The organism is Dolichospermum sp. UHCC 0406 (assembly GCF_009712025.1).
Lineage (GTDB): Bacteria > Cyanobacteriota > Cyanobacteriia > Cyanobacteriales > Nostocaceae > Dolichospermum > Dolichospermum lemmermannii.
On record NZ_VILA01000001.1, the window covers coordinates 372,169 to 394,767 of the forward strand.

Genomic DNA, 22,599 nt, shown 5'->3' on the forward strand with positions numbered 1-22,599 from the left:
AAACTCATATTGGGCAAGGGTCAGGTTACTGGGGTATGCTTTACTCATCTCACTCTCTCGGTGCTGTCTATTATCTATTTACAGCTTATACTGAGAGAGCTTTTTTACCACCTTTCCGACTTTTCAAACATCCTCTTAGACTTAGCAGGAAACAATCACGGTACGGTGATTGAGGCGATTACTGTAAATGATCAGACTTTACCCATTGCCCCTAATAGCCTCCTTTGTAATGAGTATGGTAGCGTTTCTTTGGAATCCAATACGAAGCGGAAAGTAGCGATGATGCGCCGTTTCTTTGCTCATCCCTCACCCAATGGCGTTACATTACTCCCTGATAAGCGGGTTGAGGCTTTGGAATTGAAATGGATTGGTAACGCCCAGTTTGCGCCGACGTTGTTGGGCTACATCGAAGGACCACCTCCCGTACCCAGTGAAAACCTGACCTTAGAGGACGATTACAACGGTGCGACATCTGTGGAATTAACCATGTCGGAAGATGTGGAATTTAACTGGACGCGATCGCAGGATTCTGGTTTGGGAGGAACTTTGGACACCTTTATCGGTGCAGGAGGTACAATGTCGTTTTTAACTGCGCCCCTGGGTGTCGGTACGTCAATTGACACCAGTACCAGGGTTGGTTTCAAAGGGAATTTTGATTTCAACTACCAATTCCAAAATGAGAGTAGCATTACCTCTAGTTCGTCTTTGAGCATGACGGATAAACTAGAACTACGAGGAACACCAGAAGTTACTCCCAAATTCCCTCATCTAGGGACTCGTTTTGTTCCTAAAAACATCGGTTATGCCTTAGTCGTTTCGGCTATGGCGGATGTTTTTGTGACTCGTCTTGCTCGCAGTGGTAAAATGATCGGCTATCAAGTGCAACCTGTGGATGGCATTCCTCCCGATGTCAATACCATCACCTTTTTAATGAATCCTGCCTATACCATGAATGGCAGCTTAGATGGGATGACAGGTAGCAGTGCTACGAGCGATCGCTTCTTTAAGCACGTTCCTGAAATGCGCTCTCAGTATGGCTCTCTCTATCCAGCTAGTTACTACCGTCTGCAAGAAGCCTACGATCTCAAACGGCAAATTGAGGCTGAGGATAAACGCCGAGAATCCTATTTCTCTAACTTTGATGTGCGTTTAGTGGATGAAACCTCCTTAAACCGCAATATTGACAGTGGGGATGCCCCCTCAACGGTGGGATTACAACGGGAAGAAGACAAACCGGGTACTCAGATGACAGATGAGGAAAAGAAAAAAGCCCAAGACGACAAAGCACAAAATTTTCAAGATAGTGCGGCTCAGTCTGCTGACAAGACGAGTGCAGCTACTAAACGGAAACAGGCCGAAATCCAAAGCAAAATCGACGACCAAGAGAAACGGGTACAAGCTACTGACAGTTTTGCGGGTTGGCAAAAACGCATGGAAAGTATCCAAATTCGCTCCGGTAAGCGTAATATTGTCAATACCTACGTTTGGGATGCCGATGGCGGACTACGCACAGAAGCTCAAAGTTTTGCTAATACGGTAGAGCATACCATTGGTGGGTCTTTTAGCATGAATGCAGGGTTAGGGCTTCAAAGTGAGTTTTCAGCCTTTGGCGTTGATGTAGAACTCACCGCCCAAGCTACGGTAAACTTAACTCAAACCATGAGTAAAACGGAACTGCGGAGTAAGGGGTTTGAGTTGAATGTGGATTTGAGTGGTTTAGAGTATAAAGGAATTACGGATTATAAAGACCGACCCATTTTACCCGGGGAAAAAGTCGATCGATATCGGTTTATGAGTTTCTACCTCGAAGGTAGCACCAATCACTTCCAAGACTTCTTTAACTATGTGGTTGATCCCGAATGGTTAGCAAGTAATGATGAGGAAGCACGAGCGTTACGTCAAGCTCAAGCCGGAAAACCCAATAAAGCCTGGCGGGTTTTACACCGTGTGACTTATGTAGAACGTCCAGCTTTGATGGGTTTTGGTCATGATGTTCGCAAGTTACGGGCGGCTACTGAGACTTCCGAAAATCAAAGACTCATGGATAAAATTGGCGATTTGGAGAAGAAAAACCAAGAATTAGAGAACAAACTTGATCAAATTCTTGACTACCTAAAACCAAAGCAATAGTTGATCATTGAAGAAGAGCTTAAAAGATCCCCGACTTCTTAAAGAAGTCGGGGATCTATTTCTGATCTATTTCCTGAGTTGTAAATCTACTCCAATCCGATGAGCGCAAGCAAACCCAGAAAAAGCCACAGCATTCACACCTTGTCCGGGGAATGTACTATCTCCTACACAATACAAATTAGGAATCACAGTACGATTGAAAGGCATTCCCAATAACCCCGACAACTTACGTTTAGGTATTGGTCCATAAGTTCCATCTATCCGTCCTAAAAAGCGTCTGTGAGTACGTGGAGTCCCGATTTCTAAATAATCTAACCCAGCATTTAAACCAGGAAAAATAGCCTCTAATCTGTCAATAATTTGCCCCGCTGCTATTTCTTTTTTATCCGCATACTCGCTTTCGGAAAGTCCTTGCCAATTACTAATCCAGTCAGGTGTAAAGGCATGAATAATATGATATCCTGGTGGTGCTAAATCCGGGTCAAGGAGGGTAGGAATAGAAACAAAAATTGTTCCTGTTGCTGTGGTCATTTCCTGCCAATCTGTTAATAAAATATGATGGCATTCTGTTCCTAGAGGTAAAACAGATGATTTTACCCCTATATGCAAACTTAAAAAACTAGGTGATTTAATATATCGTTGTTGCCAATTTTTTTCTTTAACTGGCATTTCTTGGGCTGGTAGTAGTTTTGTAAATGTGTCCCAGCGAGTGGCATTAGATACTATTTTTTTACCATAATAAACTTGACCATTTGCTAATTGTACACCTACAGCTTTTCCCTGTTTGGTAATGATTTTTGTGACTCGCGCTTGGTATTTAATTTCACCCCCCAATTGTGCTAAACCTGTGACTAATTTTTCGGCAATTTTCCCAACTCCACCCCGAGGATAATTAACTCCTCCATAATGTCTATCAGAAAAAACCATACCAGCATTAATCATTGGTGTCATGTCCGCTGGAACTACTGACCAGCAATAACACTCGATATCAATAAATTTTAATAACTGAGGATCTTGAATATACTTTCGTGCCACTTCTCCCACATTTAAGGGTAAATACTTGGCTAAACCTAGACAAGCTAATGGATTTTTAAGAAATACCCGCAGGAGATATTTAGGTTCTTCTAATGATAATAGTTCAATATTATTCAGGCAATTAAAAACTTTTTGACATTCATCATAAAATCGCCTGATTCCCTTGGCTTCCTGGGGAAAATAAGCAATTAGATTTTGGAGAAATTTTTCATAATCTCGATCAATTTTTAAGTCCAAGCCATTGGGTAAATGATAGTGAATCTGGACAGAATCAGGAATGGTTTCGAGATTAACATTGACTGCATCTAAGGCACGGGTGAGTAAGTTGGTTGTTCCTTTATTTCCCATGCCAAAAATCATTGATGCACCGACATCAAATGTATATCCTTGGCTTTGAAAATAACCGGCACTACCACCGGGAATAAGATAACTTTCAAAAACTATAACTTTTGCACCTTTGGCTGCTAATTGGGTGGCTGTCACTAAACCACCAATACCAGAACCAATGATAATGACATCAAATAATTCAGAACTCATAATTTGTAATTTAATCCAAAAAAGAGGGAAAAGTCTGCTGCTGCTGACTAATCCCGCCTGCCGATTCTTTAAAGAGAGGAGAACATTTGAAAACAATATAACTCTGATTGAGAATCTTTGTCAACTATTAATGAGAGGATTTATCAATAAATTATAACGGGTTGTCAGCAAATGAAGTATTAAGTAGGGCTTGAACCTGACTCCTGAACTCCTGATTCGGTGAATTCTGCTATGATGTTCCAGTAAAAAGACAATTATCCAGTCGCCCTTTTCTAGCTATGACACAACAACTCCGTGTTTATGTTCCACCTCATCCCTTAATTCAGCACTGGTTGGGAGTTGCCCGTGATGTAGCTACACCATCAGTATTATTTCGTTCTGCTATTACTGAGTTAGGCCGGTGGCTAACTTATGAAGCTGCTAGGGAGTGGTTGCCGACTCAAGAAACAACGGTGCAAACGCCTCTGACTACCTGTTCAGCAACTTTTATTAATCCTCACATACCTGTGGCTGTTGTGCCGATTTTACGGGCTGGTTTAGGCTTGTTGGAGGGAGCGCAGGGTGTACTGCCTTTGGCATCAATTTACCATTTTGGCTTGGTGCGAAATGAAGAAACTTTAGAACCTACTTGTTATTTAAATAAATTACCTGAAAAATTTGCCCCCGAAACGCGGGTGTTAATTACTGAGCCGATGTTAGCTACTGGAGGCTCTATAATGGCAGCAATGGCGGAATTGACCCAAAGAGGTGTTGATCCGGCGTTAATTCGGATTATATCTGTAGTTGTTGCTCCCCCAGCGTTAAAAAAATTGGCTGCTGTCTATCCTGGCTTAATCCTTTACACCGCTACTATTGATGAAACGCTTGATGATCATGGGTATATTGTACCAGGGTTGGGTGATGCAGGCGATCGCATTTTTGGGACTTGAGCTAGGATGCCGTTAAGGCCGGAAAATAGCTAAAGTATTGTCAAAGTTGCTTATTTTCGAGAAGACGGTAAAAAATATGAGTCAACAAGATGGTTTTGCTAGTGGTTTGCTACTGGGTTCATTGATTGGGGGTGTAGTTGGTGGTGTTTTAGGGGCAGTGATTACTTCGCGCTTAGATGCTAAATTTGCAGATGAAGAAAATGACGGTTTAACTACTGGGGACAATGATAGCCAAACAGGGGCTAAAAAACGGCAAATGAGAGCTTCTGCTCATGAAAGTTTGGAAATAGAAGCAACTAGGCGATCGCTCGAAGATAAAATTGCCCAACTTAATGCCACAATTGATGATGTGCGGAAGCAATTAGGTAATGTCAACAGCAACTCATCCCAGGAAGTTAATGAGCATTCTTAAGCTTTCCCTTAGTTATATTGATTGGCTACACAATGCGACGTGAGCTAAATTAAAATCAATCATGAATCTATGTTTGACATTTAACAGGAAAGTTACCCATGAATTTACTAATTACAACCCTAGCTACCTTTGTCTCCCTTTACAGCTATTTGCTGATTATTCGAGTCTTGTTGACTTGGTTCCCTACGGTTGACTGGTCTAGTCAACCATTTGCGGCTTTAAGCCAAATTAGTGATCCCTACCTCAATCTATTTCGTTCCATAATTCCCCCCTTGGGTGGCATGGATTTCTCCCCTATCCTGGCATTTTTGGCATTGAACATAGTTGGTGGTGTTTTAGATAGTTTAGCTCGCGCTACCTTGGTACAAGGGTTTTAAGCCCCAAATTACGATTTTCAATGTAAGGACGTTCCCAGGAACGTCTCTACACTCTTATCTTCTCACTTGTCCGCTAAATCCAGCAGCTTTAAATTGTTTAAGTTGTAATGGTAAAGGTTGATTACTGGGGACAGTGATTCTAAATTCAAAATCACTAACTCCGGGAGGAACTTCCGCGATTAAACCCAGACGGGTGCGATTTTGTAAGGTTGAATCACCGTTAGCATCATATATGCGCCCAAAAATATCCGCATCATAGACAGTTTTACGGGTGCTATTTTCCGCTTTACCTGTAACTATGAAGCAACTAGCAGAATTTGAACCGCTACTACCCACTACTCCGCTTGTGAGTTCTGATGGACATTCGTGGTAGGAAATATTAGATAGTTTAATCTGTGTTAATGCTAAGGCTGTGGGTGTCCATATCCAGGAAAGTAACCCCATTAGTCCTGCTATAAAAATTAACTGCATTGAGCGTAACCGCATAAAATACACCTTTGATTGGAAATTTACGAATGTCACGAGTACAATTTTACCTCACGCAGAGGCGCAGAGTCCCAAAGACTAAAATTTCCAGTTATTGATTTTTGGTGTTACATGATATAGATATCAAAGTCTGCTAAAGCTATTTTAGGAATAAATCATAATTAAAACTTATAAAAATATAATAATACTTTTAATATTCATAACTCATCACAATTCAAGTTTAGATTTTCTTAATAATTAATTGAGAATTATTTTTATTTAGCAACGAGCTTGCAATACTTTCGGCGATTTGCTATAATCATGAAGATTTTCATAATTGGCCTTATATTGTCAATTTTATATCTGTCTGACAACATGATCCTCAAAACCCTTTATTTATAGTCGTTTCAGAAATCAATATCTAGAAATAATACAAAACTTCATAAATTAGCAGCAATTTTTGAGAGAGATTTAGACAAAAATTAGCCAAGAAATTATGGAAGTTGACTGGGAGAAAAATGTACTGTTGACAAATAAGTTAATTTATGGTATGTAACCCGTGCGACTTAACGGAAGTTTTCTTACCCAATAATCAATCTAAGTAGGTAAACACAATAAAACAAAACTGTGTAAAGAAACGTAAAATCGCTGAAAACTTCTTTACTCTTGCCTATTGCCTCTGGTTACTGAGCGAAGTCGAAGTATTGCCTATTTATTGCCTTGCTATAACGACCATTTTCAACGCCAACCTACTTATGTGACGGAAAAATTTATTCATGATTTTCTTATAAAGAAGCTTGAAAAATTTGATTTGCTGTAAGATCTAATTCAGGAAAAGTTTGGGAAATAATCCGTTCATGATCTCTAAACTTACTAATTTGATATTCTTCATCAACCAAATTACAAACAGAGATTGTCGGTTGTTTAGGATTACCAATAAAATTCCTGCCACCTAAAGCTGCATAATCTACAATCCAATATTCAGAAATTCCCATTTCTTCATAATCAGCATATTTCAAATGGTAATCATCACGCCAATTAGTTGAGACAACTTCAATCACCAAAGGTATAGATGCACCATTACTCAGAATAGATTCTTTTTTCCATAATTTTTCGTTTACCAGATTTTCACGATTTAGCACCAACACATCTGGAAAATAACCAGAATCTTTACCTTCTGGTCTAACTATAACTTGGTTGGGAATACCGTAGGGTAATCCAAGTCGTTTGATTTCAAAGGGAATTTCTACGCCTAGAAATCCTTTTACTTCCTCGTGTTCTCCTACTGGTTGTGCCATTTCAATGATATTCCCATTATGTAGTTCGTAACGTACCCCAGAATTTTCAGGAAGCCCAGCGACAAATTCCTCAAAGGTAGTAACTTTAGATAAGGTTTGAATCATGGCTGTTGAGTATTGCTGACAATAAAAATATTATAACGGCATCGTCATCTTAGAGGATGTTTGAAAAGTATCAGAATTAATTGAGATCCCCCCAACCCCCCTTACAAAGGGGGGCTAAATTCCTCAAAGTCCCCCTTTCCAAGGGGGATTTAGGGGGATCTGCGGGTGTCAGATCCCACACGAAAAAGTTTTCAAACAACCTCTTACAGTTATCACAATCAAGGGCAGGGTTTCCCCGCCCCTAAAGGTTTTGCATACCGCTATATCAGCAACGCCGATTTTTTAAGTTGTATACTCAGCGTTAATTTTCACATAATCATAACTCAAGTCACAACCCCAAGCCTGACCTGTTCCATGACCATTACCAACACCGACGGAAATTAACACCGTGTCTGATTGCAGATATTCACCATTAGCTGCTGCTTTTAAATATGCACTAGCTGCGGCTTTATCAAAGGGTAAAGGTTGACCATTTTCAAATAGCAAAATATCCCCTAATTTAACGGAGAGGTTTTCTTGTTCAAAGGGGACTCCAGCCCGTCCAGCAGCAGCAGCAATCCGTCCCCAATTGGGATCATGACCGAAAATGGCAGCTTTGACTAAAGATGACCCGGCAATGGTTTTGGCGATTTGTCGGGCTGATAATTCATCGTGAGCGCCAGTGACTTGGACTTCTATTAAACAAGTTGCACCTTCGCCATCACGAGCGATCGCTTTCGCCAAATGCTGACACACATAAGTTAACATAGCTTCTAGCTTCTGTGCCTCTGCCCCCATTTCGGTAATTGCTGGGGTGCGAGATTGACCATTTGCTAAAGCAATTAAACAATCATTTGTACTTGTGTCACCGTCAACTGTGATAGAATTGAAGCTTCTATCCGCTGCTCTGGTTAACATTTGTTGCCAAAGCGTAGAAGAGACTGCTGCATCACAGGTAACAAAGGCTAACATTGTCGCCATGTTGGGGTGAATCATCCCTGAACCTTTAGCAATGCCACCAATTCGCACTGGACGGTCATGGATAATGGTTTCTAAGGCTATGGATTTGGTGATTAGATCTGTGGTGACTATTGCTCCTGCGGCTGCGTCTGAGCCTGTTTCTGATAGTTCTGCAACTACTTTGGGGATACCACCCCGCAATATATCCATTTTAATCCGTTGACCAATTACGCCGGTGGAAGCTAATAAAATGGATTCTGGGTTAATACCCAATTCTTTACCTAACAAGTCTGCACTTTCTTGAGCATCTTTAATCCCTTGTTCACCTGTTGCGGCGTTAGCTTGTCCCGCATTACAAAGAATGGCTCTCGCGCTATGTTTCCCTTGTAATACCTGACGACAGTAATCTACACAGGCTGCTTTAACTTGGCTAGTGGTGAATACACCTGCGGCGATCGCTTCCACGTCTGATACAATTAAAGCTAAATCCGGTAATCCCGAAGCTTTCAGTCCTGCTGTAATTCCCGAAGCTTTATACCCCCGCGCTGCTGTCACACCACCAGTAATTATTTGCCAGTCTGCCATAATTTTGCTCACAATTATCTATATCACGTTTACTGCTCAATTACCTTCCGCCTCTGGTTTGATATCAGCGTCCAGTATTTATCTCTATAAGTGAGTTTATCTGTTGACGACAATCTTTTTTAGGTTGGCGTTGAAAATTGTCGTTATAGCAAGAGGCAATACTTCGACTTCGCTCAGTAACCAGAGGCAAGAGTAAAGAAGTTTTCAGCGATTTTACGTTTCTTTACACAGTTTGGTTTTTTCCGTTCACCTACTTACCGAAATTTAGTTTTATCAAGTACCAAACCTCGACGGGAAAAATTTTCGTCATTATTGACTGGAATCTGCCAAATTTTAATTAAATTATCTTCACCACCACTAACTAAAAACTTCCCGTCAGCACTAAAAGCAAGGGAGATAACAGCATTACTATGTCCCGTCAATGTTAGCATTTCCTCTCCTGTAGCCACGTTCCAGAGTTTAATGGTGTGATAGATTTGTTCTTCAGAAATATTTCGTCCAGCACTTGCTAAAATTTTACCATCAGGACTAAAAGCAATAGTATTAACACTATTATCTTCTACCATGAGAGTCCGAATTTCTTTTAGGGTTTGTAGATTCCATAATTTAATTGTGCGGTTGCGGCTGGAACTTGCTAAAATTTTACCATTAGGACTAAAAGCCACAGCTATGACTGTTTGTGAACTGGTACTTAAAGTCTGAATCGGTTCTTCTTGATTAATATTCCATAATTTAATAGTTTTATCAAAACTACCACTTGCTAAGGTGACACCATCAGGACTAATATCTACAGAACGTACCCAATATTTATGACCAATTAAAGTACGAATTAGCTTACCTGTTGTTAACTTCCAAATTTTGATAGTTTTATCATCACTAGCACTAACTAAAGTTTTACCATCACCACTAATAGCTAAACTATGAATTGCATCAGTATGACTTTTTAAGGTGTGAATTAATTGATTTGTTTCTAAATTCCAAATTTTAATAGTTTTATCATCACTACCACTAACTAAAGTTTTCCCATTAGCAGTTATAGCTACTGCATTAACATTTTGGGAATGTCCCTGGAGACTGGTAATTTCTTTACCTGTTATGACATCCCATAATTTAATATTATGACATTGACTATTACTACTTTTCTGACAATCACCACTACTGATAATCAGTTTACCATTTGGACTCATAACCACTGACAAAACTTTGCTTTTATGTCCAGAAAAAGTATTGACTAAAGATAATTTTTTTGCTGATATTTCAGATATTGGTGGACTATTGTGAGGTTGACTCCAACTAAAAGAAAAATTAGTTTTTAACTTGCGAAATTCTCGATAACCAGATTCTGCTAATCCCAAAAAAACAATTATCCCCAAGATGAAAATTAAATTTCTAACCCAAATATATTTTGATGAATGTGGGTGAGAATTTTTTCTAGGTGATTCTATAATTGTATGATTCGCTGCTGGTAGAATATGAGTATGCTTTTTCATCAAATCTCTAATTACTTCATCAGCAGATTGATAACGATCCTGTATTTCTTTTTGTAGTAGCTTATCTATAATTTCTGCTAATTCTAAACTCAAAGGAAAACGTAAATAATGCCGCCAATTTCCTACCCAAGCATAACCATATTCCATCCATAATTGAAAAGGAGAAATTCCTGTTAATAGATGAAAACAAGTCGCACCCAAACCAAATAAATCACTTGCGGGATAGGCTTTTCCATCTCTAATTTGTTCAATGGGAGAATAACCATGTGAACCGATAGAAGTACCATTTTTTCGCTGGACTTGTGCAGTTAACTGTTTAGAAGAACCAAAATCAATAAGTGTTAATCTCCCATCAGATTTTCGACGAATAATATTTTCTGGTTTAATATCACGATGAATTACCCCATGTTGATGCACAAATTTGATAATTGGTAATAAATCTAATAAAATAGATTGAATATCCCAATCTTGATAAATTCTCCGAGATTTTAATTCATTAAATAAATTTTGACCATCAATAAATTGTTGCACTAAATACAAACAATTATCCTGCTCAAAATAAGCTATTAATGTGGGAATTTGGGGATGTTCTCCTAATTCTTGAAGTCGTCTTGCTTCTTCTGAGAATAGCTGAATTGCTTTTTTTTGTGACCAAGTACCTTGAAATTTTGGTGCTAGTTGTTTAACTACACATAATTCATTTAATTTATCAATATCTTCTGATATATAAGTTCTGCCAAATCCGCCTTCATCAGAAAGAACACGGAGTACACGAAACCGATTTCTCAAAAGTGGCACTAACGGAGTGTGACAAGTTTGACAAAGTTGATGATGATCTGGATTTTGAGGATTTGAACAATCGGGATTTAGACAGCAGATCATGATATCTATGGTGCATCTGCATGATAAAATTTATAAATAAACCTAGATTTGACTACAGCAATTAGTAATTATATTTAACCTGGAAATTCACAAGTAGGGAAGATGTATTATTGCCAATTATTTTGATGATATCTCATTTTAAATAGAAAATAACGGCATTTTGCCATTATTATGGTGATGTATATTTTGGTTGGAAATTGCAGTTATATTTTAGGTAAAAATAATTATTTCTTTACCTATATTCTCCCATACAAATCATTTGTTAAACTGTATTTTTGTTTACAGATATGTCAAATTGTGATGAGAATTTACAAGATTTTATCTAGCTTCTCAATAAAAATGTCCAAAAAATAAACTTGCCCAAAATCTATTGCTTTGTCACAACGTTTCACAAAGTATATTTTATTTGATTTCTGTTGCGGATATTGCGTTTAGAGGATATAAAAGATATGATGTAGATATCAAAAATATATTCATTATGAAGACTATCACTGAGCAAAACCTGCCTTTAGAGTCAGTTATGGCTCAAGAACCGGAAAAATCATCTATCAAGCATCTTGAAAGTATACTCCAGCTTGAAGGCTCTCAAGCAAAATTAGTAGGAGTAGACGGTCAAGAAATTCCCATTCCCGAATCGGTTTATCAGATTTTACATCAAGCTGTTCATGCACTAGCATTAGGCAAGGTAATATCTGTAGTCATTCAGGATAGAGAACTAACAACACAAAAAGCCGCAGACATTCTCAAAGTTTCCCGTCCTTACCTGATTAAGTTATTAGACCAGGGTGAAATTCCTTGTATTAGAGTGGGAACACATCGCCGTGTCCGGTTTGATGATTTGATGAAATATAAAGAACAACGTGATATAAACCGGAAAAAATGCCTACAGGAACTTATTGAAGTAACTGAAGAAGCGGGACTGTATGATTATGAGGAATGAGTAAAACACTTAAATTGCGATGCCTAATGTTATCTTAGATGCCTGTGTTTTGTTTCCAATGTATTTACGAGATACCTTACTTTCTACCGCTGAGGCTGATTTGTATATACCCTATTGGTCACAAAAAATCTTAGATGAAGCAATGGAAAACCTGATCAATAAAGGATATATTTCTACTGAGGGAGCTAGAAAGTTAGAGGAAGTTATAAAAATGGCTTTTCCAGAGGCTATGGTTGAAGCACCGAAAGAACTGGAGTCTTTTATGCAAAATCACCCTAAAGATCGTCATGTTCTCGCTGCTGCTGTGGTTGCTAAAGCAGAAATTATCGTTACCCAAAATATTAAAGATTTTCAGGAACAAGATTTAAAGCCTTGGAATATAAAAGCACAGTCACCAGATGATTTTCTCGGTGAACTATTTGAAGAATACCCTCAAACAATGGTTCAAATTTTACTCACACAATCTCAAAAATATAAAAGAACTCCTTTAACTTTGATTCAATTACTAGATAAATTAAATAACCAAATACCAGGATTTGTTGAAAAAATCCATACTTCCATAACCTAAAGTTGACCACAAAATGTTAAATCTAGTAACGTTAAATAGTGGAAAACCAACGTGAAAGCACAAGTATTTAGAGGCGTAAATCAATTATCCTACGAAGAAGTCCCAGTTCCTACCCTAGACGCAGATGAAGTGCTAGTACAGGTGAGGGTTGTGGGTTTGTGTCAGTCAGATATTAAAAAGATTCGTTATCCTTTGTATGAACCGCCACGCATATTTGGACATGAAACCGCTGGAACTATTGCGGCTGTTGGTTCACAGGTAAAAGGCTGGACAGTAGGACAACGGGTAGCGGTGATGCACCATATACCATGTATGCGTTGCGCCTATTGCTTAAATGATAATTTTTCCATGTGCGATGTTTATAAAAATATCTCTACTACCGCAGGTTTTAACGCCAGTGGTGGCGGTTTTGCGGAGTATGTGAAAGTTCCAGGTCACATTGTCGAAAATGGTGGCTTAATTCCCATCCCTGATGATATCAGTTTTGAAGAGGCGAGTTTTGTTGAACCAACTAATTGCTGTTTAAAAGCGGTGAAAAAAGCCCAAATTGCACCGGGACAAACTGTATTAGTAACTGGGGCAGGTCCCATTGGGTTAATGTTTATGATGTTGGTGAAGTATTTTGGAGCGAAAGCGATCGCTACCGACCTCTTACCATCTAGAATTGAAAAAGCTCTAGAAGTAGGCGCAGAAGCGGCTTTTGATGCCCGTGACGCTGATTTATCTGCCAAAATTCAGGCTTTAACTGGGGGAATGGGTGTTGATGTCACCTTGTTAGCTGTTCCCAGTGATAAAGCATTTTTCCAAGCTTTAGACTGCACTCGCAAAGGTGGAAAAATTCTCTTCTTTGCAGAGTTTCCAGACGAGTTAACCATCCCCATTAACCCCAATACTCTCTACCGTCGGGAAATAGACTTAATGGGCAGTTATAGCTCATCCTACCGCCTGCAAAGCCTGTCTGCGGACATTGTATTCAATCGCCGCATTGATGTTAAAGCCTTAATTAGCGATCGCTATCCCCTCCAAAATTTACCACAAGCCGTAGACCAAGCGATCGCCCCCACGGCAGAAACTTACAAAATTTTAATTTATCCCTAAATTAATTGAGGATTTGGGGATTAATCCTGTTAATCCTTAAATCCTGGAAATCCTGATTCTGACAACTACAAGATTTACCACAAGCCGTAGACCAAGCGATGTCTACGACGGGCTGCGCCTACGTCCCCACGGCAGAAACTTATAGAATTTTAATCTATCCGTAAATCAATTTAGGATTTGGGGATTAATCCTGTTAATCCTTAAATCCTGGAAATCCTGATTCTGACAACAATACTATTGCCAATTTTCCAAAATATGTCTGAAACCCAATAAAATCGTGACGATATCAATGGGGTTTCATGGCTTTGGCAATAGTATGGCCATATAAAAATATCTTTCCAAAGGTAGATGTTAAGTAGTTTTGTAATTACTTATAGTATTTTCGCTAACTATAATATGCAAAAAATTGTCTAATCATGAAGACTTATTTACACTTTCTGGTTTCTGTCTTACTACCTATTTTATCTTTTGGTTCCCCTGCCCAAGCTGAAGAAGTATCCACAAAGGCTGCTGACATAAGAGTAATTGGTACTACAAATCAAAGCTCTTACTAAGGGGAGAGTTAGGGAGGTGTAGAACATTTGATACAGCAATCATGACTTTTCAAACACCCTCTAAGACAACCAGGGAAGAGGGGGAAAGAACTTATTAAGTTTTATATCATTTCTTTATTTTGTAGTTTACGCTACAGATTTTTATGTTCTCATCGAAACGACAAGCAGCATAGAGGAAATATAATCATATCAATCCTATTCATTTAAGATTCTGTAGCGTAAACTACAGATTTTTGTGTTATCATCAGATCGCAGGGAATAGTAAATTATTCCTTAGTAAATAAATACAGGGAGGTAGTGTCATGTCTATTCAAGAAAAAGCCCGTCAACTAATGGTACGTCAACATCAGCAAGCTAAGAATCGTCAACAATCCATGTTAATGCGTGCTGCACAAGAACTTGGTTTGCATGAAGAAATATCTCACTACTGGAATCCCATTCAAGGCAAAATGGACCCCGCTACCCAAACGCTTTATGGACGTAGCCAAGCGACTATGAGTTAAGTGAAAAAGAAAGCCACCCCAGAGGGTGGCTAAAAAATTCACTAGTTGTACGTTAGTAATTGTTGTAATTAGCAATCGTAATACAAGAAGAATTCATAAGGATGTGGACGTAATTGCATTTGCTTAACTTCGTTAGCAACCTTGTAATCAATCCAGTTTTGAATGAAATCTTCAGAGAAAACGCCACTTTCAGTCAAGAAAGCATGATCATTTTCCAAAGCTTCCAAAGCCAATTCTAAAGAACCTGGAGTAGAAGGAATCTTAGATAATTCTTCTGGTGAAAGTTCATAGATATTTTTATCTAAGGGTTCACCAGGATGAATTTTGTTTTTGATACCATCAATCCCAGCACAAAGCATAGCCGCAAAAGCCAAGTAAGGATTAGAAGTAGCGTCTGGACAACGGAATTCTAAACGCTTGGCTTTGGGATTGTCTCCAGAAAGAGGAATCCGCACAGAAGCAGAACGATTACCTTGGGAATAAGCTAAGTTTACAGGTGCTTCATAACCAGGTACGAGGCGTTTGTAGGAGTTGGTGGTGGGGTTAGTGATTGCCAACAATGCTGGAGCGTGTTTGAGAATACCACCAATGTAGTAAAGTCCCATTTCGCTCATACCAGCGTACTTGTCACCTGCAAATAGGGGCTGACCATTTTTCCAGATAGATTGGTGACAGTGCATACCAGAACCGTTATCGCCAAAAATGGGTTTTGGCATGAAGGTGACGGTTTTGCCATACTTTCTAGCCACGTTTTTGATCACATACTTGTAAGTCATCAACCAATCAGCGGCTTCAATCAACTTACCAAATTTGAAACCAAGTTCGCACTGACCACCAGTCGCAACTTCATGGTGTTGCTTTTCAATGGGTACGCCACAATCTTTCATGGTTAGCAGCATTTCTGTCCGCATATCTTGAAAGCTGTCAGTGGGAGGAACTGGGAAATAACCTTCTTTGACGCGGGTTTTGTAACCCAGGTTAGGTCCTTCTTCTCTACCAGTGTTCCAACGACCTTCTACAGAATCAACGTAGTAGTAACCGGAGTTGGTGGTTTGGTCGTAACGGACATCATCAAAAATGAAAAATTCAGCTTCAGGACCAAAGAAAGCTGTATCACCAAGTCCAGTAGAAGCTAGATAATCTATCGCTTTTTGGGCAATAACGCGAGGACAACGGTTGTACCATTGGCCAGTACGTGGTTCTTTAATACTACAAATGATACTGAGAGTTGGCTCTTTCATGAATGGGTCAATCCAAGCGGTGTTAGGATCAAGCACCATGGTCATGTCAGATTCTTCGATACCTTTCCAACCCCGAATACTAGAACCGTCGAAAGGTACACCGTCAGAGAATGAACTTTCATCAATCTGGTCTTGGTACATGGTCAAATGTTGCCAAGTTCCCAGTGTATCAATGAATTTCAGATCAATCATCTGAATTTTTTCGTCTTGAATCTTCTTCAAGATTTCTTTTGGGGTTGTCATTTTTACTTTACTCCTGATGTAGCCAATTACCTAATATAAACCCAGAGTCTGCCCAAGCGTCCTCACCTTGTTACGCTAACCCAAGTTGTCATACACCACCTGGAATATCGTAAATAGTTAACTTGACATGATTTTGTCATGTTTGTTACAGATTGTCTGGATTACAGGTTATGTTAACCTTTCTTTCTTAATCTGTACAAAACTAGAAAATTCATGATCAGGGGTCAACTTTGGCATAAAATCCTTAGATAGCAGATGGATAGTTTTTGTGCCAGTGTCTATTTTATGTGAATTGGCACGGAATCTTGTTGGTGCTTCATGGCAACCAAATTAATATCAAATCATAGATAACTCATGATTGGGAGAAAAAAGAATGCGTGATGCCGTTACAACTTTAATTAAGAATTATGACGTAACCGGGCGTTATTTTGACCGGAATGCCATTGATACCCTCAAATCCTACTTTGATAGTGGAACAGCTAGAGTTCAAGCTGCAGCAGCGATTAATTCCAATGCTGCCGCAATTGTGAAACAAGCTGGGGCAAAGTTATTTGAAGAACTACCAGAATTAATTCGTCCTGGTGGCAATGCTTATACAACCCGTCGTTTTGCCGCTTGTTTGCGGGATATGGACTATTATCTCCGCTACGCTACCTATGCGCTAGTTGCTGGTAATATGAATGTTCTTGATGAGCGTGTATTACAAGGACTCAGGGAAACTTACAATTCCTTGGGTGTACCCATTGGTTCAACTGTTCAAGGTATTCAGATAATGAAGGGTATCGTCAAGGAACAGGTAGCGGCTGCTGGTATTGCTAATACTGCTTTTGTGGATGAGCCTTTTGATCATATCACTCGTGAATTGAGTGAGATTGATGTTTAGGATTTCAAAAATAGACATCTGAGGACAAGGTAGAGGCGTTCTATAGAACGTCTTTACTCATAATTGCGCCCGAAAACATGGAGATGTCTATTAATATTCTGGAACTATTAGTTCTAAGGTGGGAAAATAAGTGCGGTAACGATTCACATCTCTGGTTAAAAGTATCATATCCATAATTACCGCATGAGCGCCTATGTAGAAATCAGGTAAAGGAGATTTTTTAGTTCCACCTTGTTGACGATATTTTACAAGATTACTCGGTAAGCGTAAAGCTCAGTCACAAAGCGTGCTGAGATATAAGCGACACGGGCGAAAATATTTAGCCTAACTCGTTGACTAGTAACAGTAGGTGTGATATACTTTTAAAAGTTCCATAATTTAAGTATAACTAAACAACGTAAAAACTTAACTAATTTGGTTGAGTGCGTAGTCATACCTAACAGTATTGCAGTTTAGGAAAGCTAAATTTGGTGAAAAATGAAATACAAAAATCGAGTACGGTAGGGATACGGTCATTAACGCTTTAGGAGAATCGACCTCTGTTTTTGTTGGAGTAATCCAGCAATTGTAAGTTGGCTCATTGATTAAAGAATCTCAGTGTCTTTAGACCTGAGAGTGTCAAAAAGCATTTTCCCGCTAAAAATGCTGATTCCCAAGGTAGGTCTAAACGGTGAAAAAACTTGATAGGTAATATGGCTTCTAGTTCTTCTATCTTTTGAAAACCAATTGAGACTTCAGCATAGATAATGGGATTAATGTTAAGTTTTGTCTTTTCAGCATATTCAGTTAACTTATTAGCTGACCAATCAAACCAATTTGGATCTTCTGTAACAATATCCAAGATTATATTGCTATCAACGAGTATTTCTTTCATTAGTCTTGTCTCGTTAATGCCATTATTTCATCGGTGGTCATTTTGACTGTAGCTTTACCTCGCATCATTTCTATGAGAGTTTTACCTGGGTTGGGTTTCGCTTTGGTTTTTTTTACGTAAACTGCATCTCCGATGATTTCAAATTCTACTTCTGTGTTGGGTGTAAGTCCTAATTGTTCACGTATTTCTACGGGAATAGTGACTTGTCCTTTGGATGTAATTCTCATGGTTTTGATCTCAAGTAAGAAAATTATTACTTTTAGTATTACATAATGGTTTTAAAATTGAATATCCACCCAGTTTTTTGCCTCAGCAAAGCGACTTAAATGTTTGACATTTGTAGTTGCTATCACAATATAGCGACCAGGAAACTCTTCTTTAAGTTTTTGCCAATGACTACAGATAATAATATCAATATCCAAACTTTTATTATCTGCTGTTGGTATTCCTTGACTACGAGCAGAAGCCCAAAGTGTAGATGCTTCTTTTAATAATTCCCAGTCTATAGGTAAAAACGAGATTATTTCTTGGAGTTCATCTAAATTCTGAATACTAGATGATTTAGGTTTATTTTGAGAGATTAAGATTAAACTTCTTCTAATTTCGTAATCACATAATTGAGAAGAACAAATATACACTCCACGAGCAAGCAAAGCATAAAGCCATTCTTCACAATCTTTAGCTGCATCCATTTTATAGGGATTTGTGAGCAGTCCTAGCACACCTGAATCAATAAATACTATCATAATTCTGAATATAATTTTTGTCCTATTGGTCTTTGTGAATCAACTGTTTTTTTTAATTCTTCAAAAAACTCTTGTTGCTGTAATGATTCTTCATCGGACATATTTTTATGTTCTGCAATACGTTGTGCTAAAATTGCCATTGCTTTTTGATTTTTTTGGAGTTGTTCTTGTTGATTCCATGTTGATTTATGGGTGCTAATTGGGGTATTTTGATCTAGTTTTGATTGCAAAATTATTTTCAGATTTTGAGCATCTGATGATTCTAAGTTGATAGGATGAGGATATCCTTCTAAAATTAGTTGATAATCACTATCAATATTATTGTTATTGGGAATTAGGGCAATAAATCGGGTGATGTTGAGGATTTTACCGCTCGGAAGTTCTATGGAGGTGTTCATGGTATTCTCCTTTATTACACTAGTCAATATTTCTTCTATTCTATCATATAGCAATCCTAAATTAGTTATGAACAACAATATATAGCAACTGCTCTAAGAAGTCGGGGATTTTATCTCTTGCAATAGAATCAGGATTTACACTAATTGTAGTTATACTCAAAGATACTTTTTTAAAACTTCAACTGTAACCAGTCCGGTTTTTTCCCAACTAAATTGATTTGCTCTTTTTAGACCTTTTTCTGAAAGTTGTTTTCTGGTTTCTGAATCATTAATTATGATTTTCATTGCTGCTGTAATTTCTTCTATATTATAGGGATTAATTAAAATAGCAGCATCTCCTGCAACTTCTGGAAGGGAGGAAACATTAGAGGTAATAACGGGAGTACCACAAGCCATTGCTTCTAACACTGGTAAACCAAATCCTTCCCACAAACTAGGAAAAACTAGCGCAATTGCTTGATTTATAATTATTGGTAATTCGTCATAGGAGACATAGTTAAGGAATTTAACTAGATGACTTATTCCTAATTCTTGAGTTTGGATTTCTAATAATGGGGAGTAACGTTGATCATAGGGTCCCGCTAACCATAGTTCATAATCATTTCTGTGAGGTAGTGCGGAAAAAGCGGTAATTAATCTTTGCAGGTTTTTGTAAGGGTCTTGACGACCAACATATAGGAAGTAATTGCGGGTGGGGAGATTGAGGAATTGGAAATGTGAGCTATCTCCTGCTAAGAGAATTGGTGTTATTTTATGACTAGGAATCTGGTAAAATTGGATAATATCATTGGCTGTTGATTCTGATATACAAATAATATGTTCTGCTTGTTTAAAAACTTCAGGAGTATAGTATTTATGGTATGTGGTTAATGGTGACAAGCGGTTAGGAAACCGCAAGGGTATCATATCAAAGGCTGTGACAATAAAACGACAGTTAGTATATAAAGGTGCTTCGGGAATAGGGGAAAATAAAAGTTGCGATTTGAGGTTTTGATAGATTTTTGGTAGTTGGAATTGTGTCCAAACTAAGCGGTTTAAATGTCCTTTTAAACCTTGTTCTGATGTTAAGTTAGGAGGAGTTTGATAGCAGTTATAGTCAGGGAGAGATTGGGAAGTTAAAAGTATCGGCTCAAGTTTTTGTAAGTGAGGTAAAAGATTCAGAGCGTAGGTAGTTGTACCTGTGGGTTTGGTAAGTAAGAATGAAAGATTAGTGAGTAATGGCATTTTTAATTTTTAGTTAGTTCAGTTATTAATATTTTTTATTCATACAAATTCAGTTTTAAATAAGCCCGCATAATTTTTATTTTCTTTTTTTATTATAAAGATTACAGAATTTCAGGAATATTACCTTGATTTAGCCAATTAATCATTAAATAAGGATGAACAATGTGAAATTCATGGATAGGAGAATTATAAATACTATGTCTTTCAGGAATGATAAGTTAAATATCTTTATTTAAAAAATCCTTAAAATTAGCTGTCACTAATAGATTAGCTCGACCAGCTAAAGCTGTTTCTAAAACGTGCTGATCTTCTATATCATTAATAGGAATAACACCTGTTCCTCCTAATATTAATTGAGGCTGAATTTGAGCATAACTGCGGATAATATCTACATAAAAAGACGCATCCTCAGCCAAGGGAGTTAATCTTAATAAAACTTCTTCTAAACGATTTAACATTCCCCAAGAAATCACAAGTTCTACTTTTCCCATATAACAGCGACCATAACGAACTGTATCAACTATACTTTGACAAGCTGATAGCTTGCGTGGTGTAGCCATATTTTGATTTTCTTTGATATCAGCTAATAATGCCGCACACCAAATATTGAGATCAAGACATAAGCGTAAATGATTAGACATCACGAGTTAACTCAACTGAAGCACAGAGTAAATCATCTTCAGTTTCTAAAGAATTTAACCAATTTTTATCTATATTTTGGGCAATTCTTTGTTGAGCGAGTTTGTATTGATGATGCAATAAAACTCTTGTAATTTCTTGACTAATTTCTTGCCACTGTGCTTCAGAAGCAACCCCATTTAACTGTAAGAGTGCTGACCAAGCATCATGAGGTAACATAGCTCCTAGCTTGATTGAAGCACTGGCTATTTGGGATATTGAGCGATTTTCCATTTTTGATAATACACTAATTCGCTCTGCTGTTTCTACGTCTAGGTCTGCTGAAATGGTTTTTTCAGTCATTGCTCTATTTTTCTCATAAGTTCTATAAAGATTATAACTTTTAATTTGTTATTTTTCATTTGTATTTTAAGATTTAGTTTTCTTTCTTCTCCTAGTTTATCATAATTTTATGATATCATTTAAATGTGAGAAGTGATCCTAACAGAAGAATTTTTGTTATTTTCTCATTAGGAAGATATTTGTTAGTGATTACATTATTACTTATAGATAAAAATTAATTTGATAATTTCCAAACTATAGGGATTAGATGTTTTGAGATATTCAGATAAAAACTTAAATAGTAAGTATATTCTTAATAGCAATATCTCCCACATTGGACGATGTTTATGATAGTAGTAAATCTGGCTACGTCTATATTCTACAGCCATTTTATTAGATATTTTATTAACAGAATATCCTCTAATATGAATTAGGGAAACATGGGGAGTATAGAGAACTTTATAACCTTTAGTTCTAACTCTCTGACACAAATCAGATTCTTCAAAATACATAAAGAATTTTTCGTCAAAACCACCTAATAAATTAAACAAATCGGCTCGAATAAAAAATGCTGCTCCGACGACAATATCTACTTCTTGAATATCTTGAAAATCCTGCTCTATAATATGCAATTTATTTTTATTTTCAGCATTCTTATGTAATTTTCTTGCTGCAAATTCTCCTTTAATACTAATTTCCGGTGAGAAAGAAATTTGGAAACTTCCATCTGGAAAAAGTAATTTAGGTCCAATAATTCCTACATCTGGATTTTCAGACATTAATTCTAAAAGATGGGGTAGAATGTTATTAGTAAGAATTGTATCAGTATTTAATAAGAATAAAAACTCACCTTTAGCTACTTTTGCACCAGCATTATTTCCTGCTCCAAAACCAACGTTTTTTGGTAGTTTAATTAATTTGATATGAGGGAATTTATCATTAAGAATATCTAAACTATTATCTTGAGAATTATTATCAACTACAATAAGTTCACAGTTGTCTCTAGGAATAAATTTTTCTAGAGAGTTTAAACAGTCTATTAAAACATCTGCACCATTATAGTTAACTAAGATAATTGATATTGTCCCTGATGTATAGTGCTGTTTTATCATGTTAATATTTGTTGATGTATCTAAGCATAAATTTCAATACATAAATCTTGATATAGCAATTTGAGTTAAAA

Annotated in this window: 23 protein-coding genes; 9 read left to right on the forward strand and 14 right to left on the reverse strand. The window is 37.6% G+C overall.

What is annotated here, in order from left to right; genetic code table 11:
* Positions 1-60: 60 nt before the first annotated feature.
* Positions 61-2,130, forward strand: a complete 2,070-nt coding sequence (locus tag FJR09_RS01715) for a hypothetical protein (protein ID WP_254433012.1) — start codon at positions 61-63, stop codon at positions 2,128-2,130.
* A 66-nt stretch (positions 2,131-2,196) separates the two neighbouring features.
* Here FJR09_RS01715 and crtH read toward each other — a convergent pair whose 3' ends face one another.
* Complete coding sequence (crtH, locus tag FJR09_RS01720) at positions 2,197-3,702, reverse strand: carotenoid isomerase (RefSeq protein ID WP_168652603.1); 1,506 nt, start codon at positions 3,700-3,702, stop codon at positions 2,197-2,199.
* 278 nt (positions 3,703-3,980) lie between these two features.
* Here crtH and upp point away from each other — a divergent pair, with 278 nt between their 5' ends.
* From upp to FJR09_RS01735, 3 genes are all read left to right on the forward strand, one after another.
* On the forward strand, positions 3,981-4,631 hold the full coding sequence (upp, locus tag FJR09_RS01725) for a uracil phosphoribosyltransferase (RefSeq protein WP_168652604.1): 651 nt from the start codon (positions 3,981-3,983) through the stop codon (positions 4,629-4,631).
* 76 nt (positions 4,632-4,707) lie between these two features.
* Positions 4,708-5,043, forward strand: coding sequence for a hypothetical protein (locus FJR09_RS01730; protein WP_168652605.1), 336 nt, complete (start codon positions 4,708-4,710; stop codon positions 5,041-5,043).
* Positions 5,044-5,141: 98 nt separating this feature from the next.
* Positions 5,142-5,420, forward strand: a complete 279-nt coding sequence (locus tag FJR09_RS01735) for a YggT family protein (protein ID WP_015080346.1) — start codon at positions 5,142-5,144, stop codon at positions 5,418-5,420.
* Between the two features lie 54 nt (positions 5,421-5,474).
* Here FJR09_RS01735 and FJR09_RS01740 read toward each other — a convergent pair whose 3' ends face one another.
* From FJR09_RS01740 to FJR09_RS01755, 4 genes are all read right to left on the reverse strand, one after another.
* Positions 5,475-5,906: a hypothetical protein gene (locus FJR09_RS01740; protein WP_015080347.1), complete on the reverse strand. Its 432-nt coding sequence runs from the start codon at positions 5,904-5,906 to the stop codon at positions 5,475-5,477.
* A gap of 764 nt (positions 5,907-6,670) precedes the next feature.
* Positions 6,671-7,288 (reverse strand): Uma2 family endonuclease, encoded by a 618-nt coding sequence (locus FJR09_RS01745; RefSeq protein WP_168652606.1) that lies wholly within the window; start codon positions 7,286-7,288, stop codon positions 6,671-6,673.
* 282 nt (positions 7,289-7,570) lie between these two features.
* Complete coding sequence (gene argJ / locus FJR09_RS01750) at positions 7,571-8,812, reverse strand: bifunctional ornithine acetyltransferase/N-acetylglutamate synthase (RefSeq protein WP_015080349.1); 1,242 nt, start codon at positions 8,810-8,812, stop codon at positions 7,571-7,573.
* Positions 8,813-9,066: 254 nt separating this feature from the next.
* Positions 9,067-11,184 (reverse strand): serine/threonine-protein kinase, encoded by a 2,118-nt coding sequence (locus FJR09_RS01755; protein ID WP_168653656.1) that lies wholly within the window; start codon positions 11,182-11,184, stop codon positions 9,067-9,069.
* Positions 11,185-11,662: 478 nt separating this feature from the next.
* On the opposite strand from FJR09_RS01755, the gene FJR09_RS01760 reads away from it, so the two are divergent.
* The 4 genes from FJR09_RS01760 to FJR09_RS01775 all read left to right on the forward strand — a co-directional run bounded on the left by FJR09_RS01760 (position 11,663) and on the right by FJR09_RS01775 (position 14,847).
* Positions 11,663-12,124: a helix-turn-helix domain-containing protein gene (locus tag FJR09_RS01760; RefSeq protein ID WP_015080351.1), complete on the forward strand. Its 462-nt coding sequence runs from the start codon at positions 11,663-11,665 to the stop codon at positions 12,122-12,124.
* Between the two features lie 19 nt (positions 12,125-12,143).
* The gene (locus FJR09_RS01765) at positions 12,144-12,692 is read left to right on the forward strand and encodes a PIN domain-containing protein (RefSeq protein WP_168653657.1); all 549 of its coding nucleotides are present in this window, start codon (positions 12,144-12,146) and stop codon (positions 12,690-12,692) included.
* A gap of 51 nt (positions 12,693-12,743) precedes the next feature.
* A complete protein-coding gene (locus FJR09_RS01770; protein ID WP_168653658.1) occupies positions 12,744-13,790 on the forward strand; it encodes a zinc-dependent dehydrogenase in 1,047 nt (348 codons plus the stop codon).
* A gap of 856 nt (positions 13,791-14,646) precedes the next feature.
* Positions 14,647-14,847, forward strand: a complete 201-nt coding sequence (locus FJR09_RS01775; protein WP_039200542.1) for a hypothetical protein — start codon at positions 14,647-14,649, stop codon at positions 14,845-14,847.
* Between the two features lie 68 nt (positions 14,848-14,915).
* On the opposite strand, the gene glnA is transcribed toward FJR09_RS01775, so the two are convergent.
* Positions 14,916-16,331, reverse strand: a complete 1,416-nt coding sequence (gene glnA, locus FJR09_RS01780) for a type I glutamate--ammonia ligase (RefSeq protein ID WP_168503927.1) — start codon at positions 16,329-16,331, stop codon at positions 14,916-14,918.
* A 373-nt stretch (positions 16,332-16,704) separates the two neighbouring features.
* Between glnA and apcB the strand changes: the two genes are divergently transcribed.
* Entirely contained in the window at positions 16,705-17,214 is a 510-nt protein-coding gene (apcB, locus tag FJR09_RS01785; RefSeq protein WP_015080356.1) for an allophycocyanin subunit beta, read from the forward strand.
* A gap of 577 nt (positions 17,215-17,791) precedes the next feature.
* Here apcB and FJR09_RS01790 read toward each other — a convergent pair.
* The 8 genes from FJR09_RS01790 to FJR09_RS01825 all read right to left on the reverse strand — a co-directional run bounded on the left by FJR09_RS01790 (position 17,792) and on the right by FJR09_RS01825 (position 22,528).
* Positions 17,792-18,088 (reverse strand): type II toxin-antitoxin system VapC family toxin, encoded by a 297-nt coding sequence (locus FJR09_RS01790; RefSeq protein WP_051155181.1) that lies wholly within the window; start codon positions 18,086-18,088, stop codon positions 17,792-17,794.
* Positions 18,088-18,315, reverse strand: a complete 228-nt coding sequence (locus tag FJR09_RS01795; protein WP_015080357.1) for an AbrB/MazE/SpoVT family DNA-binding domain-containing protein — start codon at positions 18,313-18,315, stop codon at positions 18,088-18,090. Before FJR09_RS01795 ends, FJR09_RS01790 begins: the two co-directional genes overlap by 1 nt.
* A 51-nt stretch (positions 18,316-18,366) precedes the next feature.
* Positions 18,367-18,834, reverse strand: a complete 468-nt coding sequence (locus FJR09_RS01800) for a type II toxin-antitoxin system VapC family toxin (protein WP_015080358.1) — start codon at positions 18,832-18,834, stop codon at positions 18,367-18,369.
* Positions 18,831-19,232: a hypothetical protein gene (locus tag FJR09_RS01805; RefSeq protein ID WP_015080359.1), complete on the reverse strand. Its 402-nt coding sequence runs from the start codon at positions 19,230-19,232 to the stop codon at positions 18,831-18,833. Before FJR09_RS01805 ends, FJR09_RS01800 begins: the two co-directional genes overlap by 4 nt.
* A 156-nt stretch (positions 19,233-19,388) precedes the next feature.
* Complete coding sequence (locus FJR09_RS01810; protein WP_168653464.1) at positions 19,389-20,456, reverse strand: glycosyltransferase family 1 protein; 1,068 nt, start codon at positions 20,454-20,456, stop codon at positions 19,389-19,391.
* A 218-nt stretch (positions 20,457-20,674) separates the two neighbouring features.
* Positions 20,675-21,097: a PIN domain-containing protein gene (locus tag FJR09_RS01815; protein WP_217357041.1), complete on the reverse strand. Its 423-nt coding sequence runs from the start codon at positions 21,095-21,097 to the stop codon at positions 20,675-20,677.
* Entirely contained in the window at positions 21,090-21,437 is a 348-nt protein-coding gene (locus FJR09_RS01820; RefSeq protein WP_039201226.1) for a hypothetical protein, read from the reverse strand. The genes FJR09_RS01815 and FJR09_RS01820 overlap by 8 nt, the downstream gene beginning before the upstream one ends.
* Positions 21,438-21,634: 197 nt before the next feature.
* Positions 21,635-22,528: a glycosyltransferase family 2 protein gene (locus FJR09_RS01825; protein ID WP_168653465.1), complete on the reverse strand. Its 894-nt coding sequence runs from the start codon at positions 22,526-22,528 to the stop codon at positions 21,635-21,637.
* Positions 22,529-22,599: the final 71 nt, after the last annotated feature.

What these genes read in the sequence shown, in the direction of transcription:
- crtH (WP_168652603.1), bottom strand. Translation starts at nt 3,702, where the DNA reads ATGAGTTCTGAATTATTTGATGTCATTATCATTGGTTCTGGTATTGGT.
- upp (WP_168652604.1), top strand. Translation starts at nt 3,981, where the DNA reads ATGACACAACAACTCCGTGTTTATGTTCCACCTCATCCCTTAATTCAG.
- FJR09_RS01730 (WP_168652605.1), top strand. Translation starts at nt 4,708, where the DNA reads ATGAGTCAACAAGATGGTTTTGCTAGTGGTTTGCTACTGGGTTCATTG.
- FJR09_RS01735 (WP_015080346.1), top strand. Translation starts at nt 5,142, where the DNA reads ATGAATTTACTAATTACAACCCTAGCTACCTTTGTCTCCCTTTACAGC.
- FJR09_RS01740 (WP_015080347.1), bottom strand. Translation starts at nt 5,906, where the DNA reads ATGCGGTTACGCTCAATGCAGTTAATTTTTATAGCAGGACTAATGGGG.
- FJR09_RS01745 (WP_168652606.1), bottom strand. Translation starts at nt 7,288, where the DNA reads ATGATTCAAACCTTATCTAAAGTTACTACCTTTGAGGAATTTGTCGCT.
- argJ (WP_015080349.1), bottom strand. Translation starts at nt 8,812, where the DNA reads ATGGCAGACTGGCAAATAATTACTGGTGGTGTGACAGCAGCGCGGGGG.
- FJR09_RS01755 (WP_168653656.1), bottom strand. Translation starts at nt 11,184, where the DNA reads ATGATCTGCTGTCTAAATCCCGATTGTTCAAATCCTCAAAATCCAGAT.
- FJR09_RS01760 (WP_015080351.1), top strand. Translation starts at nt 11,663, where the DNA reads ATGAAGACTATCACTGAGCAAAACCTGCCTTTAGAGTCAGTTATGGCT.
- FJR09_RS01765 (WP_168653657.1), top strand. Translation starts at nt 12,144, where the DNA reads ATGCCTAATGTTATCTTAGATGCCTGTGTTTTGTTTCCAATGTATTTA.
- FJR09_RS01775 (WP_039200542.1), top strand. Translation starts at nt 14,647, where the DNA reads ATGTCTATTCAAGAAAAAGCCCGTCAACTAATGGTACGTCAACATCAG.
- glnA (WP_168503927.1), bottom strand. Translation starts at nt 16,331, where the DNA reads ATGACAACCCCAAAAGAAATCTTGAAGAAGATTCAAGACGAAAAAATT.
- apcB (WP_015080356.1), top strand. Translation starts at nt 16,705, where the DNA reads ATGCGTGATGCCGTTACAACTTTAATTAAGAATTATGACGTAACCGGG.
- FJR09_RS01790 (WP_051155181.1), bottom strand. Translation starts at nt 18,088, where the DNA reads ATGAAAGAAATACTCGTTGATAGCAATATAATCTTGGATATTGTTACA.
- FJR09_RS01795 (WP_015080357.1), bottom strand. Translation starts at nt 18,315, where the DNA reads ATGAGAATTACATCCAAAGGACAAGTCACTATTCCCGTAGAAATACGT.
- FJR09_RS01800 (WP_015080358.1), bottom strand. Translation starts at nt 18,834, where the DNA reads ATGATAGTATTTATTGATTCAGGTGTGCTAGGACTGCTCACAAATCCC.
- FJR09_RS01805 (WP_015080359.1), bottom strand. Translation starts at nt 19,232, where the DNA reads ATGAACACCTCCATAGAACTTCCGAGCGGTAAAATCCTCAACATCACC.
- FJR09_RS01810 (WP_168653464.1), bottom strand. Translation starts at nt 20,456, where the DNA reads ATGCCATTACTCACTAATCTTTCATTCTTACTTACCAAACCCACAGGT.
- FJR09_RS01815 (WP_217357041.1), bottom strand. Translation starts at nt 21,097, where the DNA reads ATGTCTAATCATTTACGCTTATGTCTTGATCTCAATATTTGGTGTGCG.
- FJR09_RS01820 (WP_039201226.1), bottom strand. Translation starts at nt 21,437, where the DNA reads ATGACTGAAAAAACCATTTCAGCAGACCTAGACGTAGAAACAGCAGAG.
- FJR09_RS01825 (WP_168653465.1), bottom strand. Translation starts at nt 22,528, where the DNA reads ATGATAAAACAGCACTATACATCAGGGACAATATCAATTATCTTAGTT.